The sequence below is a fragment of the Lachnoclostridium sp. An14 genome (assembly GCF_002160755.1).
In the GTDB taxonomy this organism is placed as follows: Bacteria; Bacillota; Clostridia; order Lachnospirales; family Lachnospiraceae; genus Lachnoclostridium_A.
The window spans coordinates 12,903-30,725 of record NZ_NFLE01000044.1; the positions used below are offsets into that span (position 1 = coordinate 12,903).

The following is a 17,823-nucleotide window of genomic DNA, read 5'->3' on the forward strand; positions in this document are numbered from 1 at the left end:
AGTCCACCCTGTTCCCCCGCGTTTCATCCGGCATTTCACCCATTAAAACCTCCCTGAAAAACGGTCTTCTCCTAAAAAGCCATTGACTTAAACCCAGCTTTAAGTAGTACAATGATCCTATCAAGCAGTGCGTCTCAAACGCAATGGGAAAGGAGAACCACATATGTGCATTCAGAAACCAACGCCTGGAACGGGCGGAAATCAGTATATTCCTTACGAGAAACGATCCGGGGAGGAATCCGCCGTCTATTTCACCAGGGACCTGTCCGCTGAGGGCCTGCGGCGCATTTTCAGCCGCGTAAAGGGCGCCATGACCGGGAAGGTGGGCGTCAAGCTCCACACCGGCGAGCCCCACGGGCCGAATATCATCCCCCGCCCCTGGGTGGAATCCCTGATCCAAAACGATCTGCCGGACGCCGCCATCGTGGAAACCAACACGTACTATGAAGGCGACCGCTACACCACTGCCGGCCACCGGGAAACCCTGAAGGTAAACGGCTGGACCTTCTGCCCGGTGGACATCTTAGACGAGGACGGCACCGTGATGTTTCCCGTAAAGGGAGGAAAATGGTTTGAGGAAATGTCCATGGGAAAACACCTGGCGGACTACAGCTTCCTCTTTGTGCTCACCCATTTCAAGGGGCACACCAAGGGCGGGTTTGGCGGCTCCGCCAAGAATATCGGCATCGGCTGCGCTGACGGACGCACAGGAAAGGCCATGATCCACACCACCCCCGGCTCCGCTGATATGTGGGATATTTCCGACGAGGAATTCATGGAGCGGATGATGGAGTCGGCCAAGGCGGTGGCGGATCACTTCGGCGATCACATCACCTATGTGAATGTCCTCCGCAATATGTCCGTTTCCTGCGACTGCGAGGGGACGGCGGCCATGCCGGTGGTAACTCCAAACATCGGGATCTTAGCCTCCCAGGACATCCTGGCCATCGACCAGGCCTCTGTGGATTTGGTATATGCCCTGAAGGAGGAGGACCGCCACGCCCTGGTGGAGCGGATGGAAAGCCGCCACGGCCTGCGCCAGCTCACCTACATGAAGGAGCTGGGCATGGGAAACGACCGCTACCGTCTCATCGACATCGACCACAAGGATCAGGAGATCACCCCGGCGGAGGCAGTGAAAGACGTGGTGCCCTTCCAGGAATAAGGCACCAAAGAAACAGGCGAAACTGCCCGCCGGAGAACGTATATTTCAGGCCGAAATTTTGTAGACAACAGGGCCGCAGATAAAGCGTGTGCGCAGCAGCGCGCACTCCCGCCGGAGCGCGGCCGCGTCAGCAGCCCGTTTCCTATGCGGGGAGATGCCTCCCGCCGGAGGCCAGGCTTTTGCTCCATAGCACAGGGAACTGCGTTTCCTATGACACGGAAACCCCGGAGACAGCGTCCACTGCCTCCGGGGTTCCTCTTTTCCCTTTTCTAAAATCCCATTGTTCCTCAATAATTAATGCCGTTCACCGCCAGTTTTCCGTCCCGGACACCGAAGATCACATTGGGGCGGCCATTCTCCCCGGCCAGGACAAAGCCGGCCATGCTGGGGCTTAAGCCTGTCTCATCCGCCGCGGCCACGGAATCCGCCAACTCCCCGGTAAAGATCCGATCCGCTCCCAGGGCAAGAAATTCTTCCCGGCTCTCCACGGACACTCCGCCGTCCGCGAATCCCACGTAAACGGGAAACGCCGTCAGATCCGCCAGGGCCTCCAGATCCCGGTCCGCCACTGCCTTCTTTACCTGGCGGCCAAACTCCGCTGCCGCCTGGCTGTCCACGGAGAACGCGTCCTCATATCCGCCATCGTTAGTTTCTTCCGTCCCTGCCTGACTCCGTTCCACTTCAAATTCCGGCTGTCCGGCAGCTCCGGGGGCGATCTCGTACTTGTCAAACACCACCACCGGGTTTCCGGCCTCATTCATATAAAACTTCGTGTTCTCATCCACTCCGGCAAACAGCTCCGGCCAGTACTCCGCGCCTTCCGCCTCCATCCGCTCCTTCATCTGGCGGCGGACGCTCTCCTCCGCAATCCTCTCATAATCCGCTCCCAGCACGTCGGAAAGGGTGATCCACGCTCCATTTTTCAGATCAAAATTATAGTACCTCGTCTCGCTGTAGGCGGTGGTCCAGTTTTCCGTTCCCATGATGGCTAAAGACAGATAATCCGCCGTGTGGGCTTTCACTTCGTACCACACCCGGATCTCCAGCTCATGGGCCGCCCACTCCTCCGCCGTTCCGCCGGTGTCCAGAAACGCCTGCCGGTACTCCATGGCCCGCGTCTCCGCCTCGTCCGCGTACTGCTGGCACAGGCTGTGGATCTCCTCGTTTACAGAGGTTTCCAGCCCTTTCATGTCCTCGGCGATCATTTCCACGCTGGGAATGTCCACGGAAATCTTCATATCCTCCGTCTCCGTGTCATAGGAGCGGAAGGTGAGCACCTGCGCCACCGTCCCGATCACCGGAACCTGGCTCACGCTTTCCGCAAACGCCGGACTTACGTTTACCGCCGCCGCGAACACCACCACCACGGCCGCTGCCGCTGCCACCGCCCCGCGAACCCGGGCGGCATCTCCGGAACGGCGCCGTGTTTTTCGGGATCTCGGCAGCGATCTTTCGGAATCTGCCCCGTTCTCCGGAGCCCCATTGCCGCTGTCCATCCAGCCAGCTCCTGAATTCTGCTCCTCTCTGCCCATCCGTTTCTCTTTTGATGTCTGATTCTCTCCTGCCATCTGGCTCTCCCTCCTTCTCTCATGTTCGCCCAGCACATATACCTTCTCTGCCGCCGGCTTTTTCTCCGGAGCCATTTTTTCATCCTGTGCCCGTCTTGCCCTCGACCGTTCGATCTCCATCGTCACCCGCTTCGACAGCTCCTCTGGGATCGGAACCTTTTCATACACGTCTTTCGCGTCTTCCATCCGCCTCATACTTCCACCTCCCGGATCTCTACTCTCAACGCCTTCAGCCCGCGGTACAGCTTTGCCTTCACCGTATTCAAATTCATCTCCATCACCTGAGCGATCTCCTTTAAAGACAGCTCCTCATAAAACCGCAGCTTAATAATGCTCTGCACATCCGCCTCCAGACGGTTGATATGGATGTACAGCTCCGTCCCCGGCTCAAATCTGCTCTCCTCATAAGGAATCTCCGTCTGCCGTCCGTCTCCCGTGAGAATGACTTTCCGTTTGTCCTTCAGAATAAGGAGACTCTCATTTACCAGGATCCTGTAAAACCACGTTCTTAATGCCGACTCGTTCCGCAGGCTGTCATAGTGTTCCAGTGCCCTGCATACCGCGTTCTGCACCACATCCAGGGCGTCTTCCTGATTCTGCACGTAGCTGAACGCCAGGCGGTAAAATTTTTCCTGATTTTCGATGATATAGGAAACGACCTGCTCGTACCGGTCTTCCTTCATGTTGCCCACCTCTTTTCTTTTGCGCTTTCTGCTCTATAGATAACCGAAGGGGTCAAAAAGTTGCAAAACAGGAAAAAATTTTGGCGGAACTGTATCACAGCCCCGCCGTTTTCCTGTTTTGTCCCTTTGCGGTTTTCCATTTTTCCATTTTCCGGAAAACCGCGGACTTGCCATTCTCTTTTTCTCGGAATATAATGATTTCATGAAATAGGGAACGCTGTTTCCAGTTCCATAAAATGTACGCGATCGCGCGCACGCGCACCACAGCTATTTTCCCATGGCCGCATGGTCTGACCGCGGGATTTTCCCGCGGCACACAAACCATCCCGCCATACGAATCTATAAAGGAGGATTTCTATGGATCTCACTGCCATCAGCCGTTATCTCAGCCTTCTTCTGCGCCACCGTCCGGAGACGGCAGGCATCTGTCTGGACGAACACGGATGGGCGGACGTATCAGAGCTTGTCCGCGGCATTCAACAGACGAAGTACCCCGATTTTTCTCCGGAGCTTTTGGAGGAAATCGTCCGCACCGACGAAAAGGGCCGCTATTCCTACAATGACAGCCACACCCTCATCCGGGCCAACCAAGGCCACTCTGTCCCGGTGGACGTGGAGCTGCAAAAAACGGCTCCGCCGGAGGTCCTGTGGCACGGCACCGGCGAAAAATACACCGCCTCCATCGAGGAGACCGGCCTGATTCCCAAAAGCCGCCTCTACGTCCACCTGTCCCGGGACACAGAGACGGCCACAGCCGTGGGCAGACGCCACGGGAAACCGGTGATCTACCAGGTGGAAAGCGGCCTCATGAGCCGGGAAGGCTATGACTTCTTCCTCTCCGCCAACGGCGTCTGGCTCACAAAGGCCGTCCCGCCCCGGTTTTTAAAGCGGATTTCCGGCTGACTTCCGCCTTCCTCTGTGGCGGCGGCATAAAAAGTGTGCCCTTGGCGCACACTCGCGCCGGGGCGCGGCTGCGCCATCAGCCATATTCTTCTGCGCGGAGTGCGCCTCCCGCTTTTGGGGCCCTGTTTTGCCGCTCCTAGGCCGTCACGGAAAATTCCGCCGCGAAGATCCCGTCCAGCCATGTCCCATCCTCCTGAAGGATAGACAGCTCCTTTACAATCCGGTAGACTCCCGGCTCCAGCTCTCCGTACAGCCAGGCAAACTCTGCCGTCCAGGAGGCCGACTCTCCCTCCTGAATCTCATATCCAATGGAGTGAAATCCCACATTCCCGTCCATCACGTAGGGAAGGACATACCAGCCCTCTCCCCGCTTTTGCTCTAACTGGTAAGGCTCTCCGTAAAGGCAGGGGAAGGCGCTGTCGTTGCGGATCTCCACCGTCACAGCCCCGGCTCCCACCTGGGAAACCTCCATAGCAAGTCCCGGCAGTCCCTCTGCCAAAACCGTACTTCTCCCCTCATCCGCCAAAAACCGGCCAAATCCGCGGTCAAATTTCACATAAACCCGGTCCCGCTGCTCCGGGTGGGCGTACACCTCCTGCCCCGGCTCCAGGCGAGTGCCGCAGAGCTCCCGAAACAGGTATTCCCGGTCACTGCTCTCCTCCACCGTCCCCACCAGCTGAAATCCTTCCTCTAGCGGCAGATCAAAGCCGGCGGCCTCATAGAGGTACAGCGTTCCCCCGTAATAAATGCTGATCCGCTGCACCTCCCCGGAATCGTAGCCTGTGGGTGTCCTGGCCGGTTCTTCCTCTCCCGCTGTTCCTACGGCATGAAACGGCCCCGTCTCCGGGGAATCCGCCATTTCAGACGCCTCCGATGGTCCTGACGGCTCCGGCAGTTCCCCGGCCTCCGGCGGATTCAGGCGCACCCGCATCTGCCCGCCCAGCTGAAGGGGAAAGGTCTCCTGCACCCAACCGTCGTAGAACACCTCCACCCGGTCCCCGGGCTCTGCCTCCTGTTCCTCCGCCAAGGAAATATACACCTGATCGCCGCTGGCGCGGATGGGAAAACCTTCGTCCACCGCCACCAGGGCGCTGCTCTCCCACCGTTCCAGGATCGTTCCTAAAAACCGCTCCCCCTCAAACACCAGCCGCGGGTACTCCCCGTCTGTGTAGAGGGTAAATTCATTGACGCCGGCCGACACTCGACGGTAGCGTTTCCCGTCCTCCCAGAGGCCCAGGTCGATGTCGTAGCCTAAGTCTTCCCCGTATCCACAGACACTGGCCGTCACCTCTCCCTGTTCCAGAAACACCAGCTGGACCTGGCCCTCGCTTATCGCCTCCGTCAGATGTTTCCCGCCGGTTCCCAGCACCCCTTTCATCTCCTCCACGGAGACATAAGGGTCAAAGGAGTACACCTCCTCCCAGGAAAAGGGAACCACCTCCTCCAGGGATATTTTTGTCCCGCTCTCCCCGTCCTTCAGGGCTTTCATACTGGCCGCCAGGGCGCGGCTGTTCCTCTCCACAGGATCTGCCAGGCCAAAGAGGGCCTCCAAAAACAGGACGCCTGCCACAACTCCCGCAAACAGGGCTCCGTTTATCATCCACTGCCGTTTCATAAAACCGCCTCCTCCCCAAAACTGCTCCTTCTTTCTGTCTCCATTATATCAGCAGAGAGAGGACGGTTCCTTACCTGACTCTTAAGATTTCCATACAATTTCCCGCCCGCCAAGCCATCTCACAGCAGGTCTCTCACCTGCCACAGGTTCTCAATCTCATGATCCACGGACACGCCGGCATGGTTCGGCTTGTGAGCCGGATTGTACCAGCAGGTGGTGATCCCGGCCTGTTCCCCGCCCTTCATGTCGCTGGTGAGGGAGTCGCCGATGATCATGCACTCCTTTCTGGAGACGTGAGGCAGGGCACGGAAAATATAGTCGAAAAACAGGGGAGACGGCTTTTCCGCCCCCACCACCTCGGAGATAAAGATCCCGTTCATCAAAGCGCCCAGGCCGGAGATGCCCAGCTTTTTGTCCTGGGCCACCTTCGTGCCGTTGGTGACCGCGTACTGCTCGTAGCCTTCCGCTTTTAACTGGCTCAGCAGCTCAAAGGACCGGTCCATGAAGACGCAGGTCTCCCCCAGATCCCGCTGGTAGTCCTCATTAAAGGCCTCCGCCAGGGAGACGGGAATGCCCTCCTGCCGGAAGAACTCCTCAAACCGGCCCAGGAGCACCTGGGGTTTGGTGATCTCTCCCCTCTCCAGCCGCTCCCAGTAGCTGCGGTTGATCTCCGAATACCGCTGGAGCATATCATCGGTGCACTCCCCCAGCCCGCGGCGGTCAAAGCCCTTCCGGATGGCCACCCGCTCTGCCGCCTCAAAGCTCAGCAGCGTATTGTCCACATCCCACAAAAGTACCTTTATCATACGTCCTCCTCCTGGCCCAGCCATTTTTTCAGATAAAACGATTTCTTTTGGGCAAAATCAGGGTTTTTCACCTGAAGCTCCGGGTGGCGCAGAATCTCCTCCACCGTCTCCACCACAATCTGGGCCGTGCGGAAGTAAGCGTTTTCCTCGTCAGCGATGACGAAATTGGCGCTGTGGATCCGGCCCTCTACGCCGGAAAAGCCAAACTGCACCGCCGGAATCAGATACCCCAGATCCCCGATGTCCCCGGACGCGCCGGAAATCACGTTCTTCACAATCCGCTCCTCGCCGCAGAGCTCCAGCATTTTCCCGTGCACCACCGCAGTGATCTCCGGGGACTGGCGAAACGGCATATAGCCGGTGGTGTTCTCCACCCGGACCCCAAGGCCCAGGGCCTGACCGCAGCAGCGGACACAGTTGTCAAACTTCTCCTCCGCTTCCAGGAGGTATTCCAGGGTGTTGGCCCGGATATAGGTTTCCAGCACCGCCTGGTCCGGGATGACGTTCACCGTGCCGCCGCAGGAGGTGAGCACCGGATGGACCTGCAGCCCCGCCTCCCCCGGAAACTGATCTTTCAGATAAGCGATGGCGTCCATGGCCAGGCTGGCGCCGTGAAGGGCGTTCCGTCCCAGGTGGGGCTGGGCGCCGGAATGGGCCGGTTTGCCCTCAAACACCACCTTTTTCACCGTGAACCCCGCCAGGGTGGAATTGATGTCAAAGAGGGGGCCGCCGCTGTCCCCGTTGATGTGCATGGAGAGAACGCAGTCCACATCGTCAAAGACGCCGGAGGCGATCATATCCTGTTTTCCGGAAAAGTAGCGGATCTTCCCCTCCGCCTTCATCCGGCCGCGGGTTTCCAGATCAATAAACTCCTCCGCCGGGGTGACGATCAGGCTGACCCGTCCCCCTGTCTGCTCCGGGATCCCCCGCTCCTTTAACCGTTTCAGGGCATAGGCCATCACCGCTGTCTGGACGCTGTGGCCGCAGGAGTGGAAGGGAACGGTCGTTTCCCCGTCCCGCACCGCTAAAGCGTCCATATCCGCCACCAGGGCGATGTGATAGCCGTCTCCCGATCCGATGGTGGCCCGGATCCCGGTGACTGACAGCCCACTTTCAAAGGGAATCCCCTGTCTCTCTAAAAACGAGGCGAGAATCTCTCCGGTGCGCACCTCCTGAAATCCCAGCTCCGGGCAGGCAAACAGCTCCCGCCCCAGGGACAAAAGCTCCTCCCGTTCCCCTTCCGTCCAGCTCCATGCCTTCGTTCCTGTCTCCATATCTCCATCCTCCTTAGCATTCCGCAGTTTTAAAAGAAAATCGAATGTATGTTCTGTTTCTGATTTCTAATCTATCACAAATGGCCGGCAATGTCAAAGAAAATATGCTCCATATCAAAAATTCAAAAATTCAAAAATTGCCGCACCCGTTTGAAAAGGCAGAAATCCAGAAACGGGAAACGCCCCGCCGGCACGTAATTTTCCATGCCGTCCGGGACGTTTCCCTCGATTTCCATTTTCAGGTTCCGTTTCTCTTTTATTCCAGCGCGAACATGGCCATGGCCTGGAGCACATCCTCCTCCATGGCGTCTACCGCCGCGTTCGCCAGATCGTGGAAGTATTTCACCTCCCGCTCCGCAAGCAGCCGTTTCACCCCCTGTACGCCAGCGTAGGACATATAGGAGAAATAGTTGATCTTGCGGATGCCGCAGCGGATGGCGCGCTGGGTGTCCTCCCTGCTGATGCCGGAGCCGCCGTGCATGACTAGCGGCACGCCGGTCAGCTCTTTGATCCGCTGGATGCGGTCAAAATCCAGGTTTGGTTTCGTGGTGTAAAAGCCGTGGACAGTGCCCACAGATGCCGCCAGGGCGTCAATGCCTGTGGCCTTCACAAACTCCGCCGCCAGCTCCGGATCGGTGTAGGCGTCCTCCTGGGAGGAAATCTCAAACACCTTTCCCTCGTGGCCGGTGACCACGCCGATCTCCGCCTCCACGCTGGCCCCGTACTCTCCTGCCAGGGCCACCGCCTCCTTTGTCAGGCGGACGTTCTCCTCGTATGGCTTGGAGGAGCCGTCGAACATCACGGCGGAGAAACCCAGCTCCAGGGCCGTTTTCACATAGTCCATATCCTCTCCGTGATCCAGCATCACGCACACCGGCACCTTCGCCTCCTGGGCCATCCGCACCATGACGGGGCCGATCACCCGGATGGCCATCTCCGGCTCATGGAGCTGGGCGTGCTGGATGATCACCGGCTCGTTCCGTTTCTCCGCGGCCCTTAACACCGCCATCAGGATCTCCAGATTCGGCGTGTCAAAAGCGCCCACGCAGCAGTTTTTTTCCTCCGCGTATTCCAGCACGGAATTCATATTTACCAGCATGGTTTCCTCTCCTTATTTTTCCTCGTAAAGCTCTACAATGGCGTCGTCCCAGATCACAAACGCCAGGCGCACCCCCGGTCCCAGCTCCATGGGGCCGAAAATCACCTGCTGAGCCTGGGAAGCGTAGTGCTCTAAATCGTCCACCCGGTAGGCCACGTGGGGCTGCTTGGAGAGAATCTCCGGGAAGGGAGTGCCCTCCTCAAATTTCAGGTATTCGATCTTGAAATCGTAGTCGTCCACGTTGCTGACCCAGAACTTCATCGCCTCGTTGTAGGTCATTCCTTCTTTTTTATTGAGCACCGGGATTCCGATGTGCATATATTCCGCTGCCATGACAGTTTTCTCCTTCCTTTTACACGTCTGAATGTTTTACCGTTTCATATAAGGGGTGTTGCAGGGAGCGTTCCAGTAGTGGAGCAGCTCGTCGTCCATTCTGGCCATAAACATCTGGAAACCGGCCTGCTCCTGTACCGTTAAGAGCTCGCCTACGTAATTTGCCACAATCTCAATATTCTTCTCTTTCAAATAGGAAACGCACTTCCGATAGATGATAAACAGCTCCATGAGGGTGGTGGCTCCGCTGCCGTTTAAGATCAGCATGACCTTCTCGCCGGACTGGATGTCCAGGTCGTGGATCAGGGCGTTTAACATGATCTCCGCCGTCTCGTCCGCCGATTTCATGGGCTGGCGGCCGCCGCCTTCCTCGCCGTGCTGGCCCATGCCAATCTCCATCTCGTCATCCCCCAGCTCCGCTAACAGGCTGCCGGTGGCCGGATGGGTGGCACCGCGGACCGCCACTGCCAGGGTCGCCATGTTATCGGCGAACCGCTGGGCCACTGCCGCTACTTCCTCCAGGCTCTTTCCCTCCGCGGCGGCTGCTCCGGCAATCTTGTAGGTGGGGATGCAGCCCACCAGGCCCCGGCGGTCGTCAGCGTTGCTTCTGGGGGCGTTGGCAATGTCCTCCTGGGTCACCACCTTCACCACGTTTAAGCCTTCCTTGGCACATTTTTTCATGGTCATATTGCCAGTGAGCATATCGCCGGCATGGTTTAACACGATGTAGAGGACGCCCTTTCCCTTGTCCGCCAATTTAATGGCGTCCACACAGGCCTGGGGTCCGGGAGCCGCGAACACGTCGCCTACCACGGAAATGTCCACCATGCCCTCGCCCACAAAGCCGCTGATGGCCGGCTCATGGCCGGAACCTCCCTGGGTCACGATGGTGACGCGGTCGGCGTCCGCCAGCTTGTTGTTGATCACCATGCGCTGATCGCCTAAGGTCACCAGGTCGGCGTGAGCCGCCGCGAAACCTTCTAACAGCTCCGGAGTCAGGTTTTCAGGATCGTTGATAAATTTTTTCATTTTCATATGGCTTGCTCTCCTCTTTCTTTTTTGTTTTGTAGTAGGAAACTGTGCCCCTTATGACACAAAAACCTCCGGCGGGAGGCTCACTCCGTCAGGCCGTTCCACAATCCCTTGAAAAACAGGGCTGTGCTCATGGCGCCCGCGTCGGGAGTGCCGATGGTCTGCTCCTTGTAGCTCTTTGCCCGGCCGAATTTGGAAACGAATTCCTCGCTTTTCTTCGCTCCCTGGGCCGCCGCCTCCATGGCCGCCTTTAAAACGTCCGGGACGTCTCCCTCCGCCTGGGCCGCCGCCTCCACCGCTGGGATCAGGGCGTCCATCATGGTCTTGTCTCCCACCTTGGCTGTGGTGATGTCCTCCATGGCCTCCAAGCTGGCCGCGAGCATCTTCTTGACGTCCCCGGCGCCGATGCCGCCGCTCTCCGGAATTCCTCCCGCCAGGCCGCCGATCATGGTGCCGTAGAGAGGGCCTGCGCTGCCGCCTCCCACCGCCATGATGTCGTCCCCCAGATCCTCCAGAAACGTCTCCGCGTCATCGTCCTGCCATCCGTCCAGGTCCCGGCCGATGACCGCCGCGATCTTTCCGATGGTCACCCCGTGGTCTCCGTCCCCGAACCGGGAGTCGATCTCGCTGAGCTCGTCCTTGTGCTCCGTCCAGATTTCCGCCACCCCGCGGAGCATCCGGACTAGCTCCGGTTTGGAAAGTAACATATGTAACCTCCTTTCCCCTTCTTCCTTTTATTTCTTTGCATTAAGACTATCATTTGTTATGATAAATGTCAATAAAATGATAGGATTTTATGGATTATTTATAATTTTTACACAAAAACAATACCACAAAAAGATAAGTTCGCCTTTTGGAATGCTTATTTTGTTACATATGTAACTTTTTTGTATCAAGCCAGCCCATCTGCCAGGAACGACCTGAGCCATCCAGCCTCTGTTTCATGGGACGATCCTGCCGGCATCCTGTCGGAACCTGCTCCCAATTTCTTGACAATCCCGCTCCCCTTGTGTATCCTGTACCAAGAGAATGACACCCGTGGATTTGCCGCCGGTGTCCGTGTGGGAGGGAATGTATGCAGCTCGTCTTTTTGGGAATGGTATTTTTTGTGATTGTCCTGCTCTTAGCTCTGGGGCGGCCCCTGTATCAGGCCGTCTGCGGCGGCCTGGCGGCCTGTATCCTGCTCTTTTCCATCCCCCTTTCCGCGGCGCTTGGCCAGGCCGCGAACGTTTTTTTGAACTGGAGCTCTCTGTCCGTGCTGATTTCCCTTTATTTAATCACCTATTTGCAGCGGATGCTGGAGGCCCGGTCGCAAATCCGGCTGGCCCACCAGGATCTGGACGGGCTGTTCCACAACCGGCGGATCAACGCGGCGGTCGCTCCGCTGTTCATCGGGCTGCTGCCCTCGGCGGCGGCGATGATCCTCTGCGGCGACATTGTAAAGGACGCGACGGAGGGCTACCTGTCCAGGGAGGAGCAGGCTTTTGTCACAAGCTGGTTCCGCCATATCCCGGAGAGCACCCTGCCCACCTACGCCGGCGTGCTTTTGATGGCCAACCTGGCCGGCGTCCCGCTGCCCAGATTTATCCTTGGAATGCTGATCCCCATGGCCGTCCTGTTTTCCCTCGGCTACTGGCCTTATCTGCGCCGTCTGCCGAAAGACCCCGGGACGCCGGTGAGCCGCCACCGGGGCAGGGACGCCCTCCATCTGGTTCAGCATCTCTGGACGCTGCTCTCCATCCTCGTCCTGATTCTGGCCTTTCAGCTCGCGGTAGTGCCGGCCATCGCCATCGTCATCGCCGCGGGAGCCATCGTTTACCGGTTTCAGCCAAAGGAGCTGTTTCCCATGTTCCGAAAGGCCTTTGAAAAAAAGCTGCTGCTCAACACCTTTTTAGTCCTGGTTTTGAAAGAATTTGTCGCCTATACCGGGGCGCTGCAGGCACTGCCGCAAATGCTGTCCGGCCTTCCCATCCCCACCTATCTGATCTTTGTGCTGCTGTTTTTCGCGGGGGGAATGATCAGTGGGACCACCGGCATCATCGCCATGGGAACGCCCCTGGCCTTTGCCGCCATGCCCGGCGGGATGCCCCTGATGGTGCTTTTGATGGGCATCTGCCACGCGGCCAGCCAGGTTTCTCCCACCCATGTGTGCCTGGTGGTCGCCGCGGACTATTACCACGTGCCGCTGGGACGGCTGATCCGCAGGACCATGCCCATGTCCTTGCTGTTTTCCATTTTTATGATCGGCTATTACAATCTGATGTGCCTGCTGGGGATTGTGTAGAGTTTGAACGGCCCCAGCGCCGGTTAAAAAGTAACCGCAGACCGCGGCTACTGCTATGACAAAACCCCCGTCCTGCGGAATTTGCCGTTCCGCAGGACGGGGGTTCTCGATTTTTCTGAGAGGTCGCTTTTTTATGATTCTGTCAGCCGGGCCGCCACCGGCTCCGGGGCAATGAGGACATGAATGTAGCCGCTGCGAAGGGCCGCCGCCAGGGCTCTGGGATTGGTGTTGGCGGAGCAGATTCCCACCACGCAGGGCACCTGTTTCAGCAGCTCCAGAGGGATCTGGACGGCATAGTCCGTCTCCGACCGGAGCACGTGGCCGTCCTCCCCCACGAAGTAGTTTAAGATCCTGGCCGCCGCCCGTTCTCTCACCAGCTGTTCCCCGTAGCGGGCCTTGGAGGCAAAATCCGGCACCGACGGGAAATTTCCGATGTTTACCAGAGCCACCTCCAGCCGCTCCCAGGCCCGGCGGATCTCATGGTAGCTCTCCAAATCCATGGTCCGCTCCAGCTCCTGCTCCGAGGCCATGGAGGCGGGGGTGTAAATAAATTCCGGCACCGCCTGGCTGTGCTCGCTCACCACCCGCACCAGCTCGTTGGAGTGATAATTTTTCAGGCCGGCCCCGCTGTTTCCGATGAGGGGACAGATGGCCTCTCCCATCTGCACCGGACGGGGACTCCCCTCAATGCGGCCCACCAGCTCGCCGATGATGTGGCCCCAGCCGATGCCGAACCGTTTCCGGCCCTCTCCCGCCAGCCGCTCCAGGTATGCCAGACCGGCATCCGCCACCGCCTGGTTGGTGGCCACGTCCCCGGCACCGCCCCGCACCAGGACGCCGCCTGCAAGGCCGTACTTCTGTTTTAAAAGGGACAGGAGGTCTTTCTTTTCCCCGGTTTCCGTCTGCCCGGGAACGCGGATCTGGATGGTGACCACGCCCTGGCGTTTCGCTTCCTTTAAAAGCTTGCTCACCATGGGCCTGGAAATCCCAAATCTTCCGGCGATCTCATTCTGAGTGCAGTCCTCCTCATAATACATCCTGGCTACCGCCGCCAGCCGTTCCATCCTCTGTGCTCTGTCCATGGTTTGTCTCTTTGCCGTCCTTTCCCCGTTCTAATCTCTGCACCTAATCTACCATAACCAGGGAAGAATGTCAAAAACGGACATTTCTGTCAAAATGGAACCACTCCTGGAATAATAAAGGCGTACATATCCCCGGTCTCAATCCCAGCCACTGTGGCCGCCCGCATAGTAGGGCCGCCCCAAGGTAGAATGTTCATCACCGCATAGGGACCACACATCATGGCCAGGAGGGATTCCCGCCGCAGTCCCAGACGTCTGAATATGGGCAAAAATGCCGGAACGACGATCAAAAACGTGGTAGCGCCAGAGCCGTCCAAATGAGCCACAAAGGTGGTCAGCAACAGGGCAATCACCACCATCCCCACCTTTCCTCCCGCCTTTTTGGTCAGGGCGCTGATGATGGGATCAAACAGACCAGTCTCGTCCATCAATGTAAAATAGGAAATGGAAAACACGAACAGCACCGCCGTGCTCAGCATGGAATCCATCCCACTCTCAATAAATCCGCCGATGTCCGCGATGGAAAACCCAGCCGCCAGGGCGGCGACTAACGGAAGGCCGATAAAAGCCACCGGCGGGCTCACCCAACTCTTAATCAATACGATCATCAGCACGATCATCAAAATAAACCCGATTGCAGATAGCATAACTGCTCCCCTTTCTCTTTTAAAATGTACACTGCGTTTCAAATGTGTGCGGCAGCCCCGCATTCGTGCCAAAAAGAAGGCTGCATCCACCGTCCATTCCCCTTAGCAGAACGCGTTTTCGCCGGAAGGTTTCGTGCTGCGGGCAAACGGCATCCGCAGCACCGCCTATCGCATTCTCAGTCCCCGAAGGAAAACGGCTTGATTTTTCTTACCACGTCCAGAATGGTGCCGTCCCTGGTTTCCACAATGGCCACTACCTGATCCTCCCACTCCAGGGGATCCGGCTCGCCCACCAGGCTGTATGCCTTCTCCTGCAAGCTCTCAATGGTCACGTGTTTGATCCCCGCCTCGTCCAGACACTGGATCAGATCCGGTCTGGCAGGATTGACAGCGATGCCGTAGTCCGTCACCAGTACATCCACGCAGTCTCCCGGTGTCGTCACCGTCACCACATCCCTACACACCGTAGCCATACGGCCGCGGATCAGAGGCGTGACAATGATACAACATTTGCTACCCGCCGCCGTGTCCGGATGGCCGCCGGGAGCACCGCGGAGGACGCCGTCGGAGCCGGGATCACGTTTACATTAAACTTGGTGTCAATCTCCAGGGCGGAGAGCACCACGTAATCCAGCTTGTTTACGTAAGCCCCCTTGTTGGCCGCGTTGGCGTACTCGCTCAAATCAATCTCCACGTGATGAGGGTTGGTAAACAGGTGAGCCGCCGCACCTTGGTCAAAGTCCTGGGTATCTAATATGTAGTCCACCAGTCCTTTATCCTGCAAGGCGCAGATGGCGGAACTGGTGCCGCCCAGGGCGAAACTCATGCGGATCCCTTTCTCCCGCATATGTTCCTCCAAAAAGCGGTTTACCGCCAGGGACGGGCCGCCTACGCCGGTCTGGAAGGAAAAGCCGTCTCTAAAGTAAGGGGTAGCTGCGATCACGTTGGCCACGTTCCGGGCCATCATCAGCTCTCTGGGGTTGTCAGTCATCCTGGCTTCCTTGGTAGCGATCTTCTTCGGGTCGCCGATGGCATCCACCACGCACACCGCATCCACGTCGATGCAGGAAATGGAGGACGGCAGGTTGGGGAAGGGCACCAGGGTGTCGGTAATGATCACCGTGTGGTCGGCGTAGCGGGCATCATGGTTTGCGAAACCCATGGAGCCGCAGTTGTTTTTGCCGCCGGTTCCCTTGGCGTTTCCGCAGCAGTCCGAGGTGGCAGCCGCCAGGAAGGCGATGTCGATATGCACCTCTCCCGCCTCCACCGCTCTCGGCCGGCCGCCGTGGCTGCGGATAATGGCCGGATTTTTCAGCTTTCCGGCGGAGATCACCTCGCCGATCCGTCCGCGGACGCCGGAGGTCTGGGCCTCCACGATGATCCCCTGCTCCATGTAGTCCGCAAACACATCCTGAGCGGAGCCGAGGGAAGTGGCGGCCACGTGTAGGTCCTTTAAGCCCATATCCTCCACCAGAACCCGGCACACCATAGATGCCACATAATCACCGTCACGGAACTCCGTGTGGAAGGAAAATGTCATGCCATCGTGGGCCCCGCACTTCTCACACGCCTCCCGGATGGAGGCGCAGAGCTTGCTGTCCATGGGCTTTTCCCCTCTCCGCGTCCTGGGAGACGCCTTTTTCACATACTGTCCGTCTTTCTTATTTTTCCCCTGATACACCTCTCTGCCGTTTTCCAGCAGGTAATCGGGAATTTCTCTGCCAACTGCATTGATCATTCTCAAACACGCTCCTTCCTACAGATCTCCGTGGTACACGCCGCAGGCCTTCGCCAGGGCGATGATTCTCTTTGCGTCCTCAAAAAACGGAATGTCTACCATCTTTCCGTCCACGGTGTACACGCCGATTCCGGCATCTGCCTGGGCCTGGCAACCTCGCACCAGTTTCTCCGCGTAAGCGATCTCCTTCTCCGTGGGGGCAAAAGTCTCGTGGACAAAAGCGATCTGTTTTGGATTAACGATGCTCTTTCCGTCAAATCCCATCTTGTGGTTCTGGATCACTTCCGCCTGGAACCCTTCCATATCATCAATGTTGGGATACATGGTGTCAAAGCACTGGACGCCGGCGGCCCTGGCTGCCAACAGCATCTGCCCCCTGGCCGTCATCACCTCCACCCCGTCCCTCTGGATCTGCACGTGCATACTCTTTCGGAAATCTCCGCCGGAAATGGCGCAGCCAAACATCCGGTCGGAGGCGGTGACGATCTCGTATGCGTTCATGATTCCCAAGGGGCTCTCCAGGGCGGCCATCAAAAGCGTCCGGCCTTCCTCTACGCCAAACTCCCGCTCCGCCTCCAACACCGCCTTCTCTACCTGATGGACCATCTCCGCGTTCTCGCACTTGGCAATGCGGATCCCGTCGGCCCCACCAGCCACGCACACCCGCACATCCTCTCTCCAGTGGGGGGTGTCCAAGCCGTTGATGCGGACGATCACCTCCGTGTCCCCGTAGTCGATACTCTTTAAAGCGTGGTATAAGCTAAAACGGGCGGCGTCCTTTTGGTTTTCCGCCACCGCGTCCTCCAGATCCAGGATGATGCTGTCGCTTCCGTAAATATAAGCATCCTTGATCAGTCCCGGTTTCTGGGCGTTCATAAACATCATGGTGCGGCGCAGCCGCTTCTTGTCTGGTTTCGGACGATTACTCATGTACAGCACCTCCCCACGGAATATTGGACTCTGACCTGCCGCAGCTGCGGAACACCGCACACTCTACGCGGGCCTTTAAGGTACAGTCGAGGGCCCCTTTGTCTACCACCTTCACCTTCGCGTCCGTGACCTCCAGACGCTTTAAAGTCTCCAGCACAGTGGCACGAATCTGCCTGCCATACTGATTTAACACGCTGCTCTCAATGTCCAACGCAATCCCGGTGCCTGGCTCTACGGTCACCTGGGCATCACTGGATTCCAGAGTACCGGCCATTGCCGTTTTCTCAATTACCATCTCATATCCTCCTATCCTGTTCGGCTCTGTTTCCTGCCTGTTAGCCTCATTTTAGCCCCGAAAAAAACTACTGTAAAATTCATTGTTTTCCTGGTAATTCAGTCCATTTTGGAATGTTTCCTATTGAGGCCGCTCAAAGGAATCTTTCTCCAATTTTTTTAGTTGTTTTTCACATTTTTTCTTATTTTTCTTTGTGAAACCTGCCTATTCATTCCTGTAAGGACTGATATTCCAGGAATTTTTTTCTGTGTCACGACAAACGCATGAATGTGTTCTTCAACCAAACCCCGTTTTTATCCCCAATTTTACAGATTTATGATTTGCTCCAAATGTTTTTCGGGGTTTGTTCCGATTGCATACCGTTTCTTT

General features: G+C 57.5%; 16 protein-coding genes and 1 pseudogene. 3 read left to right on the forward strand and 14 right to left on the reverse strand.

What is annotated here, in order from left to right; genetic code table 11:
• The first annotated feature begins 163 nt into the window (after positions 1-163).
• The gene (locus tag B5E84_RS17625; RefSeq protein WP_087225409.1) at positions 164-1,165 is read left to right on the forward strand and encodes a DUF362 domain-containing protein; all 1,002 of its coding nucleotides are present in this window, start codon (positions 164-166) and stop codon (positions 1,163-1,165) included.
• Positions 1,166-1,452: 287 nt separating this feature from the next.
• On the opposite strand, the gene B5E84_RS17630 is transcribed toward B5E84_RS17625, so the two are convergent.
• Both B5E84_RS17630 and B5E84_RS17635 read right to left on the reverse strand, forming a co-directional pair.
• On the reverse strand, positions 1,453-2,928 hold the full coding sequence (locus B5E84_RS17630) for an RsiV family protein (RefSeq protein WP_242963431.1): 1,476 nt from the start codon (positions 2,926-2,928) through the stop codon (positions 1,453-1,455).
• On the reverse strand, positions 2,925-3,416 hold the full coding sequence (locus tag B5E84_RS17635; protein ID WP_087225411.1) for a sigma-70 family RNA polymerase sigma factor: 492 nt from the start codon (positions 3,414-3,416) through the stop codon (positions 2,925-2,927). The genes B5E84_RS17630 and B5E84_RS17635 overlap by 4 nt, the downstream gene beginning before the upstream one ends.
• Positions 3,417-3,773: 357 nt before the next feature.
• Between B5E84_RS17635 and B5E84_RS17640 the strand changes: the two genes are divergently transcribed.
• Positions 3,774-4,319, forward strand: a complete 546-nt coding sequence (locus tag B5E84_RS17640) for an RNA 2'-phosphotransferase (protein ID WP_087225414.1) — start codon at positions 3,774-3,776, stop codon at positions 4,317-4,319.
• A gap of 136 nt (positions 4,320-4,455) precedes the next feature.
• Here the strand turns inward: B5E84_RS17640 and B5E84_RS17645 are convergent, their stop codons facing one another.
• The 7 genes from B5E84_RS17645 to B5E84_RS17675 all read right to left on the reverse strand — a co-directional run bounded on the left by B5E84_RS17645 (position 4,456) and on the right by B5E84_RS17675 (position 11,185).
• Positions 4,456-5,934, reverse strand: a complete 1,479-nt coding sequence (locus tag B5E84_RS17645) for an immunoglobulin-like domain-containing protein (protein WP_087225417.1) — start codon at positions 5,932-5,934, stop codon at positions 4,456-4,458.
• Positions 5,935-6,053: 119 nt separating this feature from the next.
• Entirely contained in the window at positions 6,054-6,740 is a 687-nt protein-coding gene (locus B5E84_RS17650) for a YjjG family noncanonical pyrimidine nucleotidase (RefSeq protein ID WP_087225420.1), read from the reverse strand.
• A complete protein-coding gene (locus tag B5E84_RS17655) occupies positions 6,737-8,014 on the reverse strand; it encodes an amidohydrolase (RefSeq protein WP_087225423.1) in 1,278 nt (425 codons plus the stop codon). Before B5E84_RS17655 ends, B5E84_RS17650 begins: the two co-directional genes overlap by 4 nt.
• Positions 8,015-8,270: 256 nt before the next feature.
• A complete protein-coding gene (locus B5E84_RS17660; RefSeq protein WP_087225426.1) occupies positions 8,271-9,113 on the reverse strand; it encodes a class II fructose-bisphosphate aldolase in 843 nt (280 codons plus the stop codon).
• Between the two features lie 12 nt (positions 9,114-9,125).
• Positions 9,126-9,446: a hypothetical protein gene (locus B5E84_RS17665; RefSeq protein WP_087225428.1), complete on the reverse strand. Its 321-nt coding sequence runs from the start codon at positions 9,444-9,446 to the stop codon at positions 9,126-9,128.
• 36 nt (positions 9,447-9,482) lie between these two features.
• Positions 9,483-10,481 (reverse strand): dihydroxyacetone kinase subunit DhaK, encoded by a 999-nt coding sequence (locus tag B5E84_RS17670; protein ID WP_087225431.1) that lies wholly within the window; start codon positions 10,479-10,481, stop codon positions 9,483-9,485.
• An 80-nt stretch (positions 10,482-10,561) separates the two neighbouring features.
• Positions 10,562-11,185 carry a DAK2 domain-containing protein gene (locus B5E84_RS17675; RefSeq protein WP_087225434.1) on the reverse strand — a complete coding sequence of 208 codons (624 nt, stop codon included), beginning with the start codon at positions 11,183-11,185 and terminating at the stop codon, positions 10,562-10,564.
• A 368-nt stretch (positions 11,186-11,553) separates the two neighbouring features.
• Between B5E84_RS17675 and B5E84_RS17680 the strand changes: the two genes are divergently transcribed.
• Entirely contained in the window at positions 11,554-12,762 is a 1,209-nt protein-coding gene (locus tag B5E84_RS17680) for a DUF401 family protein (protein WP_087225437.1), read from the forward strand.
• Positions 12,763-12,893: 131 nt separating this feature from the next.
• Here the strand turns inward: B5E84_RS17680 and B5E84_RS17685 are convergent, their stop codons facing one another.
• The 5 genes and pseudogenes from B5E84_RS17685 to citD all read right to left on the reverse strand — a co-directional run bounded on the left by B5E84_RS17685 (position 12,894) and on the right by citD (position 17,454).
• The gene (locus B5E84_RS17685; protein WP_087225440.1) at positions 12,894-13,844 is read right to left on the reverse strand and encodes a sugar-binding domain-containing protein; all 951 of its coding nucleotides are present in this window, start codon (positions 13,842-13,844) and stop codon (positions 12,894-12,896) included.
• An 89-nt stretch (positions 13,845-13,933) separates the two neighbouring features.
• Positions 13,934-14,491: an SLC13 family permease gene (locus tag B5E84_RS17690; protein WP_242963432.1), complete on the reverse strand. Its 558-nt coding sequence runs from the start codon at positions 14,489-14,491 to the stop codon at positions 13,934-13,936.
• A 176-nt stretch (positions 14,492-14,667) separates the two neighbouring features.
• Positions 14,668-16,229, reverse strand: a pseudogene (citF, locus tag B5E84_RS17695) (citrate lyase subunit alpha).
• Between the two features lie 18 nt (positions 16,230-16,247).
• Entirely contained in the window at positions 16,248-17,159 is a 912-nt protein-coding gene (locus tag B5E84_RS17700; protein WP_087225446.1) for an aldolase/citrate lyase family protein, read from the reverse strand.
• A complete protein-coding gene (citD, locus tag B5E84_RS17705; protein ID WP_087225449.1) occupies positions 17,152-17,454 on the reverse strand; it encodes a citrate lyase acyl carrier protein in 303 nt (100 codons plus the stop codon). The genes B5E84_RS17700 and citD overlap by 8 nt, the downstream gene beginning before the upstream one ends.
• Between the last annotated feature and the right edge of the window lie 369 nt (positions 17,455-17,823).